The sequence below is a fragment of the Tsukamurella paurometabola DSM 20162 genome (assembly GCF_000092225.1).
Classification (GTDB): Bacteria; Actinomycetota; Actinomycetes; order Mycobacteriales; family Mycobacteriaceae; genus Tsukamurella; species Tsukamurella paurometabola.
On record NC_014158.1, the window covers coordinates 2,244,201 to 2,260,758 of the forward strand.

The 16,558-nt window shown below is 67.0% G+C and carries 17 protein-coding genes; 14 read left to right on the forward strand and 3 right to left on the reverse strand.

What is annotated here, in order from left to right:
* Window positions 1-10: 10 nt before the first annotated feature.
* Together TPAU_RS10765 and hisG are read left to right on the forward strand one after the other, a co-directional pair.
* Window positions 11-292 carry a phosphoribosyl-ATP diphosphatase gene (locus tag TPAU_RS10765; protein ID WP_013126782.1) on the forward strand — a complete coding sequence of 94 codons (282 nt, stop codon included), beginning with the start codon at window positions 11-13 and terminating at the stop codon, window positions 290-292.
* 23 nt (window positions 293-315) lie between these two features.
* A complete protein-coding gene (hisG, locus tag TPAU_RS10770) occupies window positions 316-1,161 on the forward strand; it encodes an ATP phosphoribosyltransferase (protein WP_013126783.1) in 846 nt (281 codons plus the stop codon).
* Window positions 1,162-1,171: 10 nt separating this feature from the next.
* Here the strand turns inward: hisG and TPAU_RS10775 are convergent, their stop codons facing one another.
* Window positions 1,172-2,002, reverse strand: coding sequence for a thioesterase family protein (locus tag TPAU_RS10775; RefSeq protein WP_013126784.1), 831 nt, complete (start codon window positions 2,000-2,002; stop codon window positions 1,172-1,174).
* A 114-nt stretch (window positions 2,003-2,116) separates the two neighbouring features.
* On the opposite strand from TPAU_RS10775, the gene TPAU_RS10780 reads away from it, so the two are divergent.
* The 5 genes from TPAU_RS10780 to TPAU_RS10800 are packed head-to-tail and all read left to right on the forward strand — an operon-like array spanning window position 2,117 to window position 9,297.
* Window positions 2,117-2,944 (forward strand): tRNA (adenine-N1)-methyltransferase, encoded by an 828-nt coding sequence (locus TPAU_RS10780; protein WP_013126785.1) that lies wholly within the window; start codon window positions 2,117-2,119, stop codon window positions 2,942-2,944.
* Window positions 2,945-2,974: 30 nt separating this feature from the next.
* A complete protein-coding gene (gene arc / locus TPAU_RS10785; protein ID WP_013126786.1) occupies window positions 2,975-4,696 on the forward strand; it encodes a proteasome ATPase in 1,722 nt (573 codons plus the stop codon).
* 57 nt (window positions 4,697-4,753) lie between these two features.
* Window positions 4,754-7,309: an ATP-binding cassette domain-containing protein gene (locus TPAU_RS10790; protein ID WP_013126787.1), complete on the forward strand. Its 2,556-nt coding sequence runs from the start codon at window positions 4,754-4,756 to the stop codon at window positions 7,307-7,309.
* Window positions 7,310-7,333: 24 nt separating this feature from the next.
* Window positions 7,334-8,827 (forward strand): depupylase/deamidase Dop, encoded by a 1,494-nt coding sequence (dop, locus tag TPAU_RS10795; RefSeq protein WP_013126788.1) that lies wholly within the window; start codon window positions 7,334-7,336, stop codon window positions 8,825-8,827.
* A 2-nt stretch (window positions 8,828-8,829) separates the two neighbouring features.
* Entirely contained in the window at window positions 8,830-9,297 is a 468-nt protein-coding gene (locus TPAU_RS10800) for a nitroreductase family deazaflavin-dependent oxidoreductase (protein ID WP_013126789.1), read from the forward strand.
* On the opposite strand, the gene TPAU_RS10805 is transcribed toward TPAU_RS10800, so the two are convergent.
* A complete protein-coding gene (locus TPAU_RS10805) occupies window positions 9,291-9,677 on the reverse strand; it encodes a hypothetical protein (protein WP_041944384.1) in 387 nt (128 codons plus the stop codon). The genes TPAU_RS10800 and TPAU_RS10805 overlap by 7 nt on opposite strands.
* Before the next feature lie 108 nt (window positions 9,678-9,785).
* Between TPAU_RS10805 and TPAU_RS10810 the strand changes: the two genes are divergently transcribed.
* From TPAU_RS10810 to TPAU_RS22380, 5 genes are all read left to right on the forward strand, one after another.
* Window positions 9,786-9,980, forward strand: a complete 195-nt coding sequence (locus tag TPAU_RS10810; RefSeq protein ID WP_013126791.1) for a ubiquitin-like protein Pup — start codon at window positions 9,786-9,788, stop codon at window positions 9,978-9,980.
* A 23-nt stretch (window positions 9,981-10,003) separates the two neighbouring features.
* Window positions 10,004-10,798 carry a proteasome subunit beta gene (gene prcB, locus TPAU_RS10815; RefSeq protein WP_041944959.1) on the forward strand — a complete coding sequence of 265 codons (795 nt, stop codon included), beginning with the start codon at window positions 10,004-10,006 and terminating at the stop codon, window positions 10,796-10,798.
* On the forward strand, window positions 10,795-11,523 hold the full coding sequence (gene prcA / locus TPAU_RS10820) for a proteasome subunit alpha (protein ID WP_013126793.1): 729 nt from the start codon (window positions 10,795-10,797) through the stop codon (window positions 11,521-11,523). The genes prcB and prcA overlap by 4 nt, the downstream gene beginning before the upstream one ends.
* 616 nt (window positions 11,524-12,139) lie before the next feature.
* On the forward strand, window positions 12,140-13,693 hold the full coding sequence (locus tag TPAU_RS10830) for a sodium-dependent transporter (RefSeq protein WP_013126794.1): 1,554 nt from the start codon (window positions 12,140-12,142) through the stop codon (window positions 13,691-13,693).
* Window positions 13,690-13,803 carry a methionine/alanine import family NSS transporter small subunit gene (locus TPAU_RS22380; protein WP_013126795.1) on the forward strand — a complete coding sequence of 38 codons (114 nt, stop codon included), beginning with the start codon at window positions 13,690-13,692 and terminating at the stop codon, window positions 13,801-13,803. Before TPAU_RS10830 ends, TPAU_RS22380 begins: the two co-directional genes overlap by 4 nt.
* Window positions 13,804-13,806: 3 nt before the next feature.
* On the opposite strand, the gene TPAU_RS10835 is transcribed toward TPAU_RS22380, so the two are convergent.
* A complete protein-coding gene (locus tag TPAU_RS10835) occupies window positions 13,807-14,526 on the reverse strand; it encodes an SDR family oxidoreductase (protein WP_013126796.1) in 720 nt (239 codons plus the stop codon).
* A gap of 54 nt (window positions 14,527-14,580) precedes the next feature.
* Here TPAU_RS10835 and TPAU_RS10840 point away from each other — a divergent pair, with 54 nt between their 5' ends.
* Both TPAU_RS10840 and pafA read left to right on the forward strand, forming a co-directional pair.
* Window positions 14,581-15,147 (forward strand): TetR/AcrR family transcriptional regulator, encoded by a 567-nt coding sequence (locus TPAU_RS10840; RefSeq protein ID WP_013126797.1) that lies wholly within the window; start codon window positions 14,581-14,583, stop codon window positions 15,145-15,147.
* A 26-nt stretch (window positions 15,148-15,173) separates the two neighbouring features.
* A complete protein-coding gene (pafA, locus tag TPAU_RS10845; RefSeq protein WP_187290994.1) occupies window positions 15,174-16,532 on the forward strand; it encodes a Pup--protein ligase in 1,359 nt (452 codons plus the stop codon).
* Window positions 16,533-16,558 lie beyond the last annotated feature (26 nt).

Consider the following 16,558-nt stretch of genomic DNA (forward strand, 5'->3'; position numbering starts at 1 on the left):
CCCTGCGGGCGTGGGACAATCGATCACCGTGAAGACCATGGAGACGCTGTTCGCTGAGTTGGCCGAGAAGGCCCGGACGCGGCCCGCCGGGAGCGGGACCGTCGAAGCACTGGACAACGGCATCCATTTCCTGGGCAAGAAGGTGCTGGAGGAGGCCGGCGAGGTGTGGATCGCGGCGGAGCATCAGGGCGATGCCGAGCTCGCCGAGGAGGCCTCGCAACTGCTGTACTGGCTGCAGGTGTTGCTGATCAAACGGGGCCTGACGCTCGACGACGTGTACTCGTACCTCTGATCCTCCGAAGGAATCTCACTCACATGTTGCGGGTCGCCGTACCGAACAAGGGCGCGCTCTCCGAAGCCGCCGCCGCCATCCTGAGCGAGGCGGGTTACCGCCGGCGCTCGGACGCCAAGGACCTCACGGTCATCGATAACGCCAACGAGGTGGAGTTCTTCTTCCTCCGCCCGAAGGACATCGCCCTCTACGTGGGCTCGGGTGAACTCGATATGGGCATCACGGGCCGCGACCTCGCGCTCGACTCCGGCGCCGAGTTCACCGAACGCCTCGCGCTCGGTTTCGGCCGCTCCACCTTCCGCTACGCGGGGCCCGCCGGCATCGAATGGTCGGTCGACGACCTCGACGGTAAGCGGGTGGCCACCTCGTACCCCAACCTGGTGCGCCGCGATCTCGCGCAGCGCGGTATCGCCGCCGACGTCATCCGCCTCGACGGAGCCGTGGAGATCTCGATCCAGCTGGGCGTCGCCGATCTGATCGCCGACGTCGTCGAATCGGGGCGTTCACTACGCCAGAACAACCTGGTCGCCTTCGGCGAGTCCCTGTGCGATTCGGAGGGCGTGCTGATCGAACGCGTGGGCGCAGAATCGGATCGCGCGCGGGACCAGCTCACGGCGCGACTCAAGGGCGTGGTCTTCGGCCGGCAGTACGTGATGCTCGACTACGACTGCCCGCGCACGCTGCTCGACGGTGCCATCGCCGTGACGCCGGGCCTGGAATCGCCCACCGTGGCGCCGATGGCCGACGAGAAGTGGGTCGCAGTGCGCGCCATGGTACTTCGCAAGGACGCGAACGGCGTGATGGATGATCTGGCCGAGCTCGGCGCCAAAGCGATCCTGATGACGGATATCCGCAGCTGCCGGTTCTGACCCGGCGGGACTACCGCGCGGCGACGAGGAGGGTCTGCGCGCCGAGCGCGAATGCTCCGTCGGCGTCGTAGAGGCGTGAGGCAGTGGTGCCGATGCCCTCCCCGCCGACCAACTGATCGCCGATCACGCCGATCCAGCCGTCGGTGGGCCGAGGTGATCGATGAAAGTGCACCGTCATGTCCATGTTCATCCAGGTGACCGCGGTGGGATCGAGGTAGGCCGAGATCCCGTTCGCGGCGTCGATCACCGAGAACACCTGGACCAGCGGCGACGGGTTCTCGCCGGCCACGAGCGGTATCCGGGCGCGGATCCAGCACTGTTTGACGCCGTCCGGGCCATCGGGATGGTCCACGAACTTCCAGTCGCAGGCCGCCAGGAATCCCTGATCCTTCAGGTGCGAGAAGAAGCCGGGCATCACCCCCTGCTCTGATCCCGCAGGCGGCAGAACGGGGGACAGGTCGCGCGCGATCGCGGCGGTGTCGGACGCGGCCAGTGCCCAGGCCTGGGCGCGGGCGACGGTGCGGTACTCACCGTTCGCATCGATGCAGTCCATCTCGGCAGCGAGCAGTGAGATCGTGCGCCCCGGCCGAACCACCCAGGCGCGCACACGACTCCGAGTGATCGGCACCACGCCGAGCAGGTCGATGCTCACGCGGGAGATCCGCGCATTGTCGGCCACGAGCTGTTCCATGGCGCGCACCATGATCGCGGCGGGCGGTGCGCCGTGCTGCATCGTGTCGGCCCAGACACTGGCCGTCGACGGGGTCGGGTCGAACACCTCGTATTCACGGCCGTCCACGGCGAGGTCACCGGCGGGATGGAAGAAAGCATCGTCTGCCATGCATCAGTCCTACCGATACATCGGATCGCGCCGACCGGCGGGGTGCCCTTCGCGGAGTCCGCGGTCCGGGGCGAATTCGCTCGACGACCGGGGGAGCTGGGAGAATCCTCGACCATGGCAAACAGTGGGCCCTTCCAGGTGGGCGATCGCGTACAGCTGACCGACGCCAAAGGGCGCAAGTTCACGGTGCACCTGGAAGCGGGCAAGGAGTTTCACACGCACAAGGGTGGAATCCGGCACGACGAGCTGATCGGCGCCCCCGAGGGCAGCGTGGTCAAGGCGGTCAACGGCACTCCCTACCTGGCCCTGCGGCCCCTTCTCACCGATTACGTGTTGTCGATGCCCCGCGGCGCTCAGGTGATCTACCCGAAGGACGCCGCGCAGATCGTGGCCGAGGGCGATATCTTCCCCGGCGCGCGAGTCCTGGAGGCCGGTGCCGGCTCGGGCGCTCTGACCTGCTCGCTGCTGCGCGCGGTGGGGCCCGAAGGATCGGTCACCTCGTGGGAGGTCCGCGAGGATCACGCCGAGTACGCGGCCAAGAACGTCGAGGAGTTCTTCGGTGGCCGCCCCGACAACTGGAACCTCCGGCTCGGAGACCTCGCGGAGTACGACGGCCCGCAGGTGGACCGCGTGGTGCTCGACATGCTCGCACCCTGGGACGTCTTGGACGCGGTGAGCACTGCGCTCGTCCCGGGCGGTGTATTGACCGTCTATGTGGCAACCGTCACACAGTTGTCGAAGGTGGTCGAGGCGATCCGCGAACAGGCGGTCTGGACCGAGCCGCGCTCGTGGGAGGCGCTGGTCAGGGAGTGGCACGTGGTCGGCCTCGCGGTGCGCCCCTCTCACCGGATGCAGGGCCACACCGCATTCCTGATCACCTGCCGCCGGTTGGCGGACGGCACGGTCGCGCCGCGTCCGCAGCGACGGTCGAACAAGGGGTAGCGTAGATATACCCGCTCGAAGGGAGCATTCGTGACCGAATCCGATTCGACTCGTCCGACGACCCCGGCGTCGTCCTCCCCGTCCGCCGGTTCCGAGGCGGCCCTGCGCGAACGCGTGGACGCACTCACCACCCGGAATGAGAAGCTGCTCGACACGCTGCGTGACGCCCGGACCCAATTGCTCACGCTCCGCGAGGAGGTGGAGCGACTCGGTCAGCCTCCGTCGGGGTACGGCGTCCTCCTGGGAACCTTCGAGGACGACACGGTCGATGTCTTCACCTCTGGCCGCAAAATGCGACTGACCTGTTCGCCCAATCTGGACGTATCCGCGTTCGAGGTGGGACAGACGCTCCGCCTGAACGAGGCGCTCACCGTGGTCGAGGCGACCGACTTCGAGGCTGTCGGGGAGATCTGCACCCTGCGCGAGATCCTGGACGACGGTGCCCGCGCCCTCGTGGTCGGCCACGCCGACGAGGAGCGCGTGGTCCGGCTGGCCGCCCCACTCGCGGCGCAGGCCGGCGAGCAGACCGGTGAAGACGAGTTCGGAGTCCCCAATCGCAAACTCCGCGTTGGCGATTCATTGCTGGTGGACACCAAGGCGGGATACGCCTTCGAGCGGATCCCCAAGGCCGAGGTCGAGGACCTGGTCCTGGAGGAGGTGCCCGACGTCGACTACTCCGACATCGGAGGCCTGGGCCGGCAGATCGAACTGATCCGTGACGCCGTGGAACTTCCCTTCCTGCACAAGGACTTGTTCCGCGATTACGCACTGCGGCCGCCCAAGGGTGTGCTTCTGTACGGTCCGCCCGGCAATGGCAAGACGCTGATCGCCAAGGCGGTCGCGAACTCGCTCGCCAAGAAGATCGCCGAGGTCCGAGGCGAGGACTCCCGCGAGGTGAAGTCCTACTTCCTCAACATCAAGGGTCCGGAGCTGCTCAACAAGTTCGTGGGCGAGACCGAGAGGCACATCCGGCTGATCTTCCAGCGCGCCCGCGAGAAGGCCTCTGAGGGCACACCCGTGATCGTCTTCTTCGACGAGATGGACTCGATCTTCCGTACCCGCGGTTCGGGTGTCAGCTCCGACGTGGAGACCACCGTGGTCCCGCAGCTGCTGTCGGAGATCGACGGTGTCGAGGGCCTGGAGAACGTGATCGTGATCGGCGCGTCGAACCGCGAGGACATGATCGACCCGGCCATCCTGCGGCCCGGCCGGCTCGATGTGAAGATCAAGATCGAACGTCCCGACGCGGAGGGTGCGATCGACATCTTCTCCAAGTACCTCACGCCCGAACTGCCGATCCACGAGGAGGATCTCGCCGAGTTCGGCGGCGATCGCGAAGCCTGTGTCAAGGCGATGATCGAGCGGGTCGTCGAGCGGATGTACGCCGAGACCGACGACAACCGATTCCTGGAGGTGACCTACGCCAACGGCGACAAGGAGGTCATGTACTTCAAGGATTTCAATTCCGGCGCGATGATTCAGAACGTCGTGGACCGGTCGAAGAAGCACGCCATCAAGGCCTTCCTCGACACCGGCCAGCCCGGCCTCCGGATCACCCATCTACTGGAGTCGATCGTCGACGAGTTCGCGGAGAACGAAGATCTCCCGAACACCACCAACCCGGACGATTGGGCGCGGATCTCCGGTAAGAAGGGCGAGCGGATCGTCTACATCCGCACCCTGGTGACGGGAAAGAACGCCAGTGCATCGCGAGCGATCGACACCGAGAGCAGCACCGGCCAGTACTTGTAAGCACAACAAGCGTCACGTAAGCGCCGGACAAGTCGGGCGTCTTTATAGTGATGCGTGATGAGTACTGATACGGGCGTGCTGACCGTCACCGTCGACGGCCAGACCCTCACCTTCGCGCCGGGCAAGACGGTCACCTTCGGGCGCACCCTGGAATCGGATGTGACGATCAACCATCCGCTGGTGTCGCGCACGCACGCCGTCGCGTCCGCGACCCCCACCGGGTGGGTGCTGACCGATCGCAGTACGAACGGGGTTTTCGTCGCTGGGGTCCGGCGCCCGACGGTCGCGCTCAACGGGACGCAGACGCTGATGTTCGGGGATCCGCGGACGGGTGCCGCGGTTTCCGTCGCCGCCCCCGGGATGCTCCCGAATCCGTCCGGTGGTTCGGTGCCGTCGGCACCACCCGCGCAGCCGCGCACCCCGGCGGGACCGCACACCGCACCGCCCTCGGGCAGCGCGGCGCAGCGCGTACCGTCGGCACCGAAGCCCCTCCCGCCACGGCAGCAACAGCCACCGTCGAATCCCGGTCGGCCCGCCGCTGCGTCCGCACCGATCGCGCGCCCGACCTCCGCTCCCGTCGCAGCACCGGGCGAACTCGCGCCGCACCTGCGAGCCATGGCCGGCAACACCGGTCTGTTCCAGGTGGCACCGGTCTCGGCACCGCAGGCCGCCGGTGGCCAGGTCACCATCGGCCGCACCCCGGACAACGACCTCGTGATTCCCGACATGCTGGTCTCCCGTCGTCACGCGCGGCTGCTCACGGGACCACAGGGCCTCGTCGTCGAGGATCTGCACTCGGCCAACGGCACCCAGGTCAACGGCCGCCGGATCACCGCCCCCACCCTGTTGCGCAACGGCGACCTGGTGACGGTCGGCAACTCCGACCTCGTGGTCGACAACGGCCGGCTCACCCGGCCGCGACCGCAGGAGTTCGCCGGCGCAGGCCTTGCAGTGCAGGGCATCACGCTCACTGTCGAGGGCAACAAGACCCTGCTCAACGGGGTCGACTTCCGCGCCGCGCCGGGCACGCTGACGGCGGTGATCGGGCCCTCGGGTGCCGGCAAGTCGACGGTCTCGCGTGTCGTCTCGGGCGCAGTGACGCCGACCGCCGGCCGTGTCGAATTCGAGGGTCGTGATGTGCACCGCGATTACGACGCCATGCGCTCGCGCATCGGGATGGTGCCGCAGGACGATGTGCTGCACCGGCAACTCACCCTGCAGCAGGCGCTCGGTTACGCGGCGGAATTGCGACTGCCGCCCGATATGTCGAAGGCGGACCGTGAACAGGTGATCGACGGCGTGCTCGCCGAACTACAGCTCACCGAGCACAAGAAGACCCGGGTCGACCGACTCTCCGGCGGCCAGCGCAAGCGGGCCTCGGTAGCGATGGAACTGCTCACCGGCCCATCGCTGCTGATCCTCGACGAGCCCACCTCGGGACTCGACCCGGCTCTGGACCGGCAGGTGATGCAGACGTTGCGGCGTCTCGCCGATGCCGGCCGCGTGGTGATCGTGGTGACTCACTCGCTGACCCACATCGACATGTGCGACCAGGTGCTGCTGCTCGCCCCCGGCGGCAAGACGGCCTACTGCGGTTCGCCGAAGGGCGTCCAGGCGGCGATGGGCACATCCGATTGGGCCGAGATCTTCGACTTCGTCGCGAAGCAGCCCGATGTGGCCTGGCAGCGGTACCGGTCGGCGCACCCCGCGCCACCGCCGCCCGCGCCCACCGGGGCGCCGCCGACCCCGACGAAGGCACCGAAGACCTCGACGCGCAAACAGCTCTCGGTGGTCGCGCGCCGGCAGGTGCGGCTGATCCTGGCCGACCGTGGCTATCTCGTGTTCCTGCTCCTCATGCCGATCGCACTCGGTGGCATCACCCTGCTGGTGCCCGCCGAACGCGGTCTCGCCGGAATGGGACCGGGCGAGACCACGGGCGGACCCGCCATGATCCTGGTGCTGCTGGTGGTGGGCGCCTGCTTCATGGGAGCCGCACTGACCTCGCGCGATCTGGTGGGGGAACGGCCGATCTACCAGCGCGAACGTGCCGTCGGATTGCGGCCCGCGGCGTATCTGTCGGCGAAGACCGTGGTCTACTTCCTCGCTGCCACGATCCAGGCAGCGATCATGATGGGCATCGTGCTGTTCGGCGTCGAGCGTCCGTCCACACAGGGCGCGGTGCTCAAGAACGCCTCGATCGAATTGATCGTCGACATCGCGGTGCTCGCCTGCGTGTCCACTCTGGTCGGCCTCCTGATCTCCGCTCTTGCCAAGTCGAGCGAGCAAGTGATGCCGATGCTCGTCGTGGTGATCATGGTGCAGTTGGTGATGAGCGGCGGTCTGTTCGGGCTGCACGGTCGCGCCGGGCTGGAGCAGATCTCCTGGCTGTTCCCATCGCGGTGGGGTTTCGCAGCGAGCGCGTCGACGATCGATCTGCAGAAGGTGAGTTCGATCCCCGATCCGACGAATCCAGCGCTGCTCAAGCCGACGTCCGTTGATCCGCTGTGGGATCCCTCTCCGGCGAACTGGGCTCTGGCGATCGGTGCGCTCGTCGTGATGGCCGCCGCGTTCTGGGCGGCGACCTGGTTCCGGATCTCGCGGAAGTCGTCCTGACCTCGTCCCGATAGGCTGGACCGTATGCAACGCATCATCGGTACCGAGGTCGAGTACGGCATCTCCGCTCCGAAGGATCCCGGGGCGAACCCCATCCTCACCTCGACCCAGGCGGTGCTCGCGTATGCAGCGGCCGCCGCCGTCCCGCGGGCCAAGCGGACCCGGTGGGACTACGACCTCGAGTCGCCGCTGCGCGATGCCCGCGGTTTCGACCTGGGCCGCAATGCCGGACCGGCGCCGATCATCGATGCCGATGAGATCGGCGCCGCGAACATGATCCTCACCAACGGCGCGCGGCTCTATGTGGACCACGCGCATCCGGAGTACTCGGCCCCCGAGGTCACCGATCCGTTGGACGCGGTGATCTGGGACAAGGCGGGGGAGCGGGTGATGGAGGCCGCCGCGCGGTACGCGTCGACGGTGCCCGGCGCGGCGGCTTTGCAGTTGTACAAGAACAACATCGACGGCAAGGGCGCCTCGTACGGCACCCACGAGAACTACCTGATGCGCCGCGATACCCCGTTCCCGGCGATCGTCACGGGATTGACGCCGTTCTTCGTGACGCGGCAGATCTTCTGCGGCAGTGGCCGTGTCGGGATCGGCGCGCTCGGCGACGAGCCGGGCTTCCAGCTCTCCCAACGAGCCGACTACATCGAGGTCGAGGTGGGGCTGGAAACCACCCTCAAACGCGGCATCATCAACACTCGTGATGAGCCGCATGCCGATCCGGACAAGTATCGCCGGCTGCACGTGATCATCGGGGATGCGAATCTCGCGGAGACCTCGACGTACCTCAAGGTGGGAACCTCGTCACTGGTGCTGGACCTGATCGAAGCCGGTGTGGATCTCTCGGATCTCGCGCTCGCGACGCCGGTGTCGGCGGTGCACCAGGTCTCTCGGGACCTGTCCCTGGCGGCGACGCTGGAACTCGCCGACGGTCGGCAGATGACGGCGCTCGACGTGCAGCGCGAGTACGCCGACCGGGTCGGGAAGTTCCTGGACGGATCCGACGATGCGCGCGCCCTCGATGTGCACGCCACGTGGGTGCGGGTGCTCGATACCCTCGCCGACGACCCGATGCGGCTCGCTGACGAGCTCGACTGGCCGGCGAAACTGCGCCTGCTCGAAGGGATCCGGCAGCGCGAGGGCCTGGGCTGGGCGGCATCGAAGCTGGCACTGGTCGACCTGCAGTACTCCGATGTGCGGCTCGACAAGGGGCTGTACAACCGGCTCGTGGCCCGTGGTTCGATGAAGCGTCTCGTCACCGAGCAACAGGTGGCGGACGCGGTGTTCACGCCGCCCGAGTCGACCCGGGCCTACTTCCGCGGCGAGTGCATGCGCCGCTTCGGCACCGACGTCGCCGCGGCCAGCTGGGATTCGGTGATCTTCGATATCGGCGCGGATTCGCTGGTCCGTATTCCCACGTTGGAACCGCTGCGCGGTACCAAGGAACACGTCGGGGCGCTGCTCGACGGTGCCGCCACCGCCCGCGAACTCGTCGATTCTCTGAAGGGCTGATCATGGACATCGGACGGGAACTGTCGAAGGCCTACGCCAAGGCCTTTCCGAAGGTGCTGGAGGCGCACGGCGAGCTGTACGTACGCTCGGGCGGCCGGATCGGGCACAAGCTGCTGTTCGGTGTTCCGAGCCTGATCATCCGCACCGTCGGCGCGAAGTCGGGGGAACCTCGTACCACCGTGCTGACCTACGTCAAGGACGGCGACGACTACATCGTGGTCGCGTCGATGGGTGGCGCGCCGCGCAATCCCGCGGGGTACCACAACATCATCAAAGCGGGCACCGTCGACGTTCAGGTGGGTACGGAGTCGTTCCCGGCCGAGGTCACGGCACTGCTTCCCGGTGACGGCGACTATCAGCGACTCTGGGATCTTGCCGATTCCAACAACGGCGGTCGTTACGCCGCGTACCAGCGCAAGACCTCACGACCGATCCCGGTGATCCGGCTGCGCCCCACACCTGATCAGTAGCCGGCGCTGAGGCCGCGGGCGTAGTTGACGCGGTTGAACGTGTCCTGGACCGCGGCGTAGGACTGCACCGCAATCGCCGTGGTGTACGAGCTCCCGTCCGGCCCCAAGGCTGTGACCTGCACGAAACCCTGCGTCTGATCCTCTTTCACCAGGAGGAAGAACAGACCGAGGAGACACGTCCCCAGCGCCACGACGATCGCCACGATCACTGCCCAGGTAGGTGTGACGCGGGTGGTCATGGTCTGGTCGGACACCGCCCACTGCACGCTATCGATCGGGAAACGCCCGGCAGGAGTGATCACCTCACTGCGAGTGCAGTGGATATCGCCGATACTCACCAGCACCGGTTCCGGCACTCCCACAGGCACGTACGGATCCACCGGTTCAGCGTACCGATCGGCGGCGTGTATCGGCGCGGTTGCGGGGGCTGACGGTAGGGTTGGATCATCGGGCCGAGCAGTCCGGATGGTCGCTAAGGAGGCAGCGAGATGGCGCAGGAGCAGGTCAAGCGTGGTGGCGGCGGCGACGAGGACGACGCCACAGGTGCACCCTCGGGTGCCGGCCAGGAGCGCATGGAGAAGCTGACCGACGAGACCGACGATCTGCTCGACGAGATCGACGACGTGCTCGAGGAGAACGCCGAGGACTTCGTGCGCGCCTACGTGCAGAAGGGCGGCGAGTGACCCCGCCGCGGCGCGGCGATTCGATGCAGGTTCTGCACGGCGGCTCGTCGTTCGTCGAGCACCTCGCTGCGGTGGCGCCCGAGGCGCTGCCCGGCCGGGTCGCCGGGTTCGACGGTGCGCCGGACGTCCCGCACGGCACGACGATCGTCGCGATCAAGTTCGACGGTGGCGTGCTGATCGCGGGCGACCGCCGCGCCACGATGGGCCACCTGATCGCGCAGCGCGACATCACCAAGACCTTCGTCACCGACGATCTGACCGCCGTCGGCATCGCCGGCACGGCGGGCATCGCCAAGCAGATCGTGAAGCTGTTCACGGTGGAGCTGGAGCACTACGAGAAGATCGAGGGCGTCCCGCTCACGTTCGACGGCAAGGCCAATCGCCTCGGCGGCATGGTGCGCAGCAACTTCGGTGCCGCGCTGCAGGGCCTAGTCGCGGTCCCGCTGCTGGTCGGATTCGACGACGCCGATGCCCGCGGTCGGATCGTGTCCTACGACGTGACGGGTGACTGGCACGACGAGGTGGACTACCACTCGATCGGATCGGGTTCGGCCTGGGCGAAGTCCTCGATCAAGAAGCGTTTCCGGCACGGACTCGATGCCGACGGCGCGCTCGATGTCGCGGCTGAGGCTCTGTTCGATGCGGCCGATGACGACACCGCGACCGGCGGACCGGATGTACTGCGCAACCTGTACCCGACCGCCATCGCGATCACTTCCGACGGCGCGGTCGAGGTGGCCGAGGCGTCCGTGTCCGCGGCCACCGAGCGCGTGATCGCCCGGCGATCCGAGGCGAACGGCGGGGGAGGTGCGCGATGACCTTCCCGTACTACGCATCCGCCGAACAGATCATGCGCGATCGCTCGGAGCTCGCGCGCAAGGGCATCGCCCGCGGGCGCAGCGTCGTGGTTCTGAAGTACGCCGACGGCGTGCTGTTCGTGGCCGACAATCCGAGCTCGCTCAACAAGGTCAGTGAGATCTACGACCGCATCGGGTTCGCCGCTGTGGGCAAGTACAACGAATTCGAGTCGCTGCGCCGCGCCGGCATCCAGTTCGCCGATACTCGCGGTTATCAGTACTCGCGACGCGATGTGACCGGGTGGTCGCTCGCGAACGCCTACGCGTCGACGCTCGGCACGGGTTTCACCGAGCAGGCCAAGCCGTTCGAAGTGGAGCTGTGCGTGGCCGAGGTTGCGGGACCGGAGACCTCAGGGCCCGGCTCAGCGCGGCTGTACCGCGTGGGCTATGACGGGTCGATCGGCGACGAGAAGGCCTTCATCGTGATGGGTGGCCAGACCGAGGCGATCAGCCCGGTGCTCACCGAGGGCTACGAGAACGATCTGGAGCTGGGCGCGGCGCTGTCGTTGGCGGCGAAGGCGCTCGGTGCGCCCGCACCGTCGAACGGCTCGTCATCCTCGTCGACACCGGCTGAGGCGAAGACCTTCGCCGCCGGTGAGTTGGAAGTGGCGATCCTCGACCGCACCCGCCCGCGACGCGCCTTCAAACGGCTCACCGACGACAGGGTCGCCGAACTGCTGGGGTAGAGCCCGCACGTGAAGGCGAAGGGGCGGTGGTACCTGACGGCGTTCCGGCCCACCTCCAGGCCGTCGCGTTCGGACCGCTCGTGATGGTGGTGTTGGCTCCGGCCTACTTCGGCGAGGAGTTCGGTTGGACCGCGTACTTACAGGGTGCGCTCGCCGACATCTCATTCCTGCGCGACCGTCCCACTACCGCCTCCGCGGGCAACGGGGCGGTCTGGGGTGGCCTGGCACTGGACGCTGGCCTCGGTCGGCTATTGCGGCTTCCAACCGCCGTTGCGCGACCTTCTGTTGTTGATCCCACTGCGGATCATGATGTCGGTGCTAGTTGAAATCGTCTGGAGTGCTTTGTGGTACGGATCCAGAAGCATCTGGCCGACGTCGGTGGCCCACGCGGGGTTTCACTCTGGTGTTCGCGGCCACGTTGGCGGAGTTCAGTCCGCAGTGTGCGGTGGTTGCCGGATTCGTCCTTCCCAGTGCGACTTTGGCGCCGCTGGCGGCGATCGCGTACCTCGTGGACCGGAGACGACGCACCGATTTGCGTGAATCTTCCGATTCTGGGCCGATTCTCGATACGGTCGGGGGAACGATGTCGCCGAACTGATCTTGAGGAGGGGCCGGTGTGACGGCAGAGGTGGAAGACCGTCCACGCGAACAGTGGGGCACGCGTGCAGGTTTCCTGCTCGCCGCCATCGGCTCGGCCGTGGGCCTGGGCAATATCTGGCGGTTCCCGAAGGAGGCGTACGACAACGGCGGCGGCGCGTTCATGGTGCCCTATCTGATTGCGCTGTTGTCCGCGGGAATCCCGCTACTGATCTTCGAGTACGCGGTCGGCCACCGGCACCGGGCCTCTGCGCCACGGTCCATGCGGCGCCTGGGGAGACCCGCCGCGTTCATCGGCTGGTGGCAGGTGGGCATCTGCTTCTTCATCGCCACGTACTACGCGGTGATCCTCGCATGGTCGGTGCGCTACATCGGCTTCTCCACCTCGAAGGCGTGGGGTGATGATCCGGCGGCCTTCTTCCAGAACGACTTCCTGCACACCGCGGACGCCCCCGCACTGCTCGGAGCCTTCGTGCCGGGCGTTCTCGTCCCGCTCATCGGCGTCTGGATCGCCACGCTGCTCGTCCTCGCGCTCGGTGTCAAGCGTGGCATCGAGAAGGCCAACAAGATCTTCATCCCGCTGCTGGTGGTCCTCTTCTCGATCCTCGTGGTGCGAGCCCTGTTCCTGCCGGGCGCCGGCGACGGCCTCAACGCCCTGTTCACTCCCGACTGGTCGGCGATCACCGATGGCAGTGTGTGGCAGGCGGCCTACGGACAGATCTTCTTCTCCTTGTCCGTCGGATTCGGCATCATGGTGACCTACTCGTCGTATCTCAAGCGCAAGGCCGATCTGACCGGTTCGGCACTGGTGGCGGGGTTCGCCAACAGCGCCTTCGAGATCCTCGCCGGCATAGGCGTGTTCGCGACTCTGGGCTTCATGGCCCTGCAGGCGCAGGTGCCGGTCGGCGAGGTGGTGCAGGGCGGCACGGGACTGGCGTTCATCGCCTTCCCTCAGGTCATCTCGGAACTCAGCGGCGGTTCAGCGCTGTTCGGTGTGCTCTTCTTCGGATCACTGCTGATCGCCGGCATCACGTCATTGATGAGCATCGTCGAGGTGATCGTCTCCGCCATCGAGGACCGCACCGGCCTCGGACGCGTCCCCGCCGTGCTGGCCGTGGGCGGACTGACCGCCATGGTCTCCATCGCCTTCTACCCCACGGAAAACGGCCTGTACATCCTGGACACCGTCGACCACTTCATCAATTCGTACGGCATCGTCCTCGCCGCTCTGGTCGCGATCCTGGTCGCCGCCGTGGTCCTCAGGAAGCTCCCCGTACTGCAGCGGCACGTGGATGCGATCTCCAGCGTCCGGGTAGGAACCCTCTGGCAGGTACTCCTCGGGGTGGTGGCCCCGATCATGCTGGTGTGGATGAGTGTGGACAGCCTGATCAAGGAATTCTCGGAGAACTACGGTGGCTACAGCACGTCGTTCCTGTTGGCCGCGGGCTGGGGCGTCGCGGGTCTGGCCCTGTTCTTCGGCATCGGCATGTCGTTGGTGCCGGATCGGAACGCGGACGGATTCACCCCCGGAGATCCCGGCGATCACGGGGCTCGCGAGGAGGTGAACGCATGAATGCCAGCGCCATCGCGATGTTGGCGGTCTCGATCGTCGTGGTGTGGGGCGGTCTGGTGGCGGCCGTCATCAACTTCCGTCGCCACCCCGAACTAGACGGCGACGACTGATCGTCAGCTCATCGCGTCGACCACGGCCTCGTGGTGCGCCCGGTCGGCGACCAGGCGCCACACCGTCTCGGCCAGATCGTCCGGCTGCAGGGTGATCGGAGCGAGCTCCTCAGCGGGGGTGCTCGCCGCCATCGCGTTGGCGATGTCGCCGCCCGCGATCATGCCTCCCACCGTCAGAATGCCCACGTAGACCCCCTCGGAGGCCAGGGCGGCGTGCAGGTTGCGCGCGTACGAGCGGTACGCGGCCGCGACCAGGGACAAACCGCCGGCGTCGGGCATCGGCAGCACGGCACTGAGCCCTCCGACGAAGACGAGTCCGCCGGAGTGCGCCCGCAGCTCGGGGAGCACCGCCTGGGCGAACTCTACAGCCGGCGTCACTGTGCCCATCGCCTCGGCAGCGCCCTGTGGGTCCAGTTCCGCGATCGGGCCCATCGCCACGGGCGCCGCAGCACCGTAGTACGCCACGTCGATGCGACCGAACCGCTCACGCACGGCGCTCACTGCCGCTGCGATCGATCCGCTGCGGAGGACATCCACCTCGAATGCGGCCGCATCGACGCCGAGCTCGCGTAACTCGCCCAGGTAACCGCGGTGGCGGTCCGTCGAGCGCGACCCCAGGGCGATCCGGTAACCCCGATGCGCGAAGGCACGGGCCACGGACATACCGAGGCCGGGACCGACACCGAGGACGAACAGGACGGGGGTCGCCGTAGTTGAGGTCATACTCAACTTGATACCAGAAGTTGAGATGACCCTCAATATCGCTATGCTCGGACCATGTCACCCCGTGCGGATGCGGTCAGGAACCGGCAGAAGCTGCTCGACGCGGCGATGCGGCTGTTCGCCGAACACGGCATCGACGTGCCCCTGGACCGGATCGCCAGAGAGGCGGGCGTCAGCATCGGCACGCTCTACAACAACTTTCCGGACCGTGGCGCGCTCCTGGACGAACTTCTCCCGGAGCGACTCGCGGAATTGGAGCGGCTCGCGCGCGCGAGCGCGGATGCAGCCGACCCGTGGACCGGATTCTCCGGCTTCTTCGAGGCGATGTTCGCAGGCCAGGCTCATGACCGCGCCGCGAACGAGGCGATGTCACGAGGGCCGATCGGCGACGTGGATCTGATGGCCGAATGCGGTCGGTCCGGTAGCGCCGTGCGCGGCGTCCTCGACCGAGCGCACGATGCGGGAGTGGTCCGCAAGGACTTCGACCATCTCGACCTTGCGGCTCTCATGGTGGCGGTCGCCTCGGTCATCCGCGCCACCCCCGGTGACGACGCCCGCTGGCGCCGTCATCTGCGTTTCCACTTCGACGGCATCCGGGCAGGACGGGGCTCCGACGTCTGAGTCCGTACGCGGGGTATGTTCGTGACGTGCAGCGGCGAATCATGGGAATCGAGACCGAGTTCGGTGTCACGTGCACCTTCCACGGCCACCGTCGACTCAGCCCCGACGAGATCGCGCGATATCTGTTCCGGCGGGTGGTCTCCTGGGGCCGCAGCTCGAACGTCTTCCTGCAGAACGGCTCGCGCCTCTACCTCGACGTCGGCAGCCACCCGGAATACGCGACCGCGGAGTGCGATTCGGTGCTCCAGCTGGTGACCCACGATAAGGCCGGAGAACGCGTCCTCGAGGATCTGCTACTCGACGCCGAACAACGCCTCCAGGACGAAGGAATCGGCGGCGACATCTACCTGTTCAAGAACAACACCGACTCGGCCGGCAACTCCTACGGCTGCCACGAGAACTTCCTCGTCGGCCGCGTGGGTGAATTCTCCCGCATCGCCGATGTGCTGCTGCCGTTCCTGGTGACCCGTCAGTTGATCTGCGGCGCAGGCAAGGTGCTGCTCACCCCCAAGACCGCCACGTACTGCCTGAGCCAGCGCGCCGAACACATCTGGGAGGGCGTCTCCAGCGCCACCACCCGCAGTCGGCCCATCATCAATACCCGCGACGAGCCGCACGCGGACGCCGAGAAGTACCGACGGCTGCACGTGATCGTGGGCGACTCCAACATGTCTGAGACCACGACCATGCTCAAGGTGGGCACGGCCACGCTGGTGCTGGAGATGATCGAGGCGGGCGTGCAGTTCCGTGACTTCTCGCTGGACAACCCGATCCGGGCCATCCGCGAGGTCAGCCACGACACCACGGGACGGCATGAGGTCCGGCTCGCCGGCGGCAGGCAGGCCGGCGCGCTCGATATCCAGCGCGAGTACTACGCCAAGGCGGTCGAGTACCTCGCCACCCGCGAGCCCGACGAGCAGCTCGCGCGCGTCGTCGATCTGTGGGGCCGTACCCTCGACGCCGTCGAGACACAGGACTTCTCCGGTATCGACACCGAGATCGACTGGGTGATCAAGCGCAAGCTGTTCCAGCGCTACCAGGACAAGTACTCGATGGACCTCTCCGATCCGAAGATCGCCCAGCTCGACCTGGCGTACCACGACATCAAGCGCGGTCGCGGCGTCTTCGATCTGCTGCAGCGCCGCGGGCTGGCCACACGGATCACCACCGACGAAGCAGTCGACGAGGCGGTGAAGTCGCCGCCGCAGACCACCCGCGCGAAGCTCCGAGGCGACTTCATCACGGCCGCCCAGGCCGCGAACCGCGACTTCACCGTCGACTGGGTGCACCTCAAGCTGAACGACCAGGCCCAGCGCACCGTGCTGTGCAAGGACCCGTTCCGCAACGTCGACGAGCGGGTCGAACGACTCATCGCGTCGATGTAAGCGATTCGAACTCCTAGAACGTAAGA

Excerpts from the sequence above, each read along its gene's own strand:
- hisG (WP_013126783.1), top strand. The coding sequence starts at position 316 with ATGTTGCGGGTCGCCGTACCGAACAAGGGCGCGCTCTCCGAAGCCGCC.
- TPAU_RS22380 (WP_013126795.1), top strand. The coding sequence starts at position 13,690 with ATGAATGCCAGCGCCATCGCGATGTTGGCGGTCTCGATCGTCGTGGTG.
- TPAU_RS10835 (WP_013126796.1), bottom strand. The coding sequence starts at position 14,526 with ATGACCTCAACTACGGCGACCCCCGTCCTGTTCGTCCTCGGTGTCGGT.
- TPAU_RS10790 (WP_013126787.1), top strand. The coding sequence starts at position 4,754 with ATGAGTACTGATACGGGCGTGCTGACCGTCACCGTCGACGGCCAGACC.
- TPAU_RS10780 (WP_013126785.1), top strand. The coding sequence starts at position 2,117 with ATGGCAAACAGTGGGCCCTTCCAGGTGGGCGATCGCGTACAGCTGACC.
- prcB (WP_041944959.1), top strand. The coding sequence starts at position 10,004 with ATGCAGGTTCTGCACGGCGGCTCGTCGTTCGTCGAGCACCTCGCTGCG.
- TPAU_RS10800 (WP_013126789.1), top strand. The coding sequence starts at position 8,830 with ATGGACATCGGACGGGAACTGTCGAAGGCCTACGCCAAGGCCTTTCCG.
- TPAU_RS10810 (WP_013126791.1), top strand. The coding sequence starts at position 9,786 with ATGGCGCAGGAGCAGGTCAAGCGTGGTGGCGGCGGCGACGAGGACGAC.
- TPAU_RS10775 (WP_013126784.1), bottom strand. The coding sequence starts at position 2,002 with ATGGCAGACGATGCTTTCTTCCATCCCGCCGGTGACCTCGCCGTGGAC.
- dop (WP_013126788.1), top strand. The coding sequence starts at position 7,334 with ATGCAACGCATCATCGGTACCGAGGTCGAGTACGGCATCTCCGCTCCG.
- TPAU_RS10840 (WP_013126797.1), top strand. The coding sequence starts at position 14,581 with ATGTCACCCCGTGCGGATGCGGTCAGGAACCGGCAGAAGCTGCTCGAC.
- prcA (WP_013126793.1), top strand. The coding sequence starts at position 10,795 with ATGACCTTCCCGTACTACGCATCCGCCGAACAGATCATGCGCGATCGC.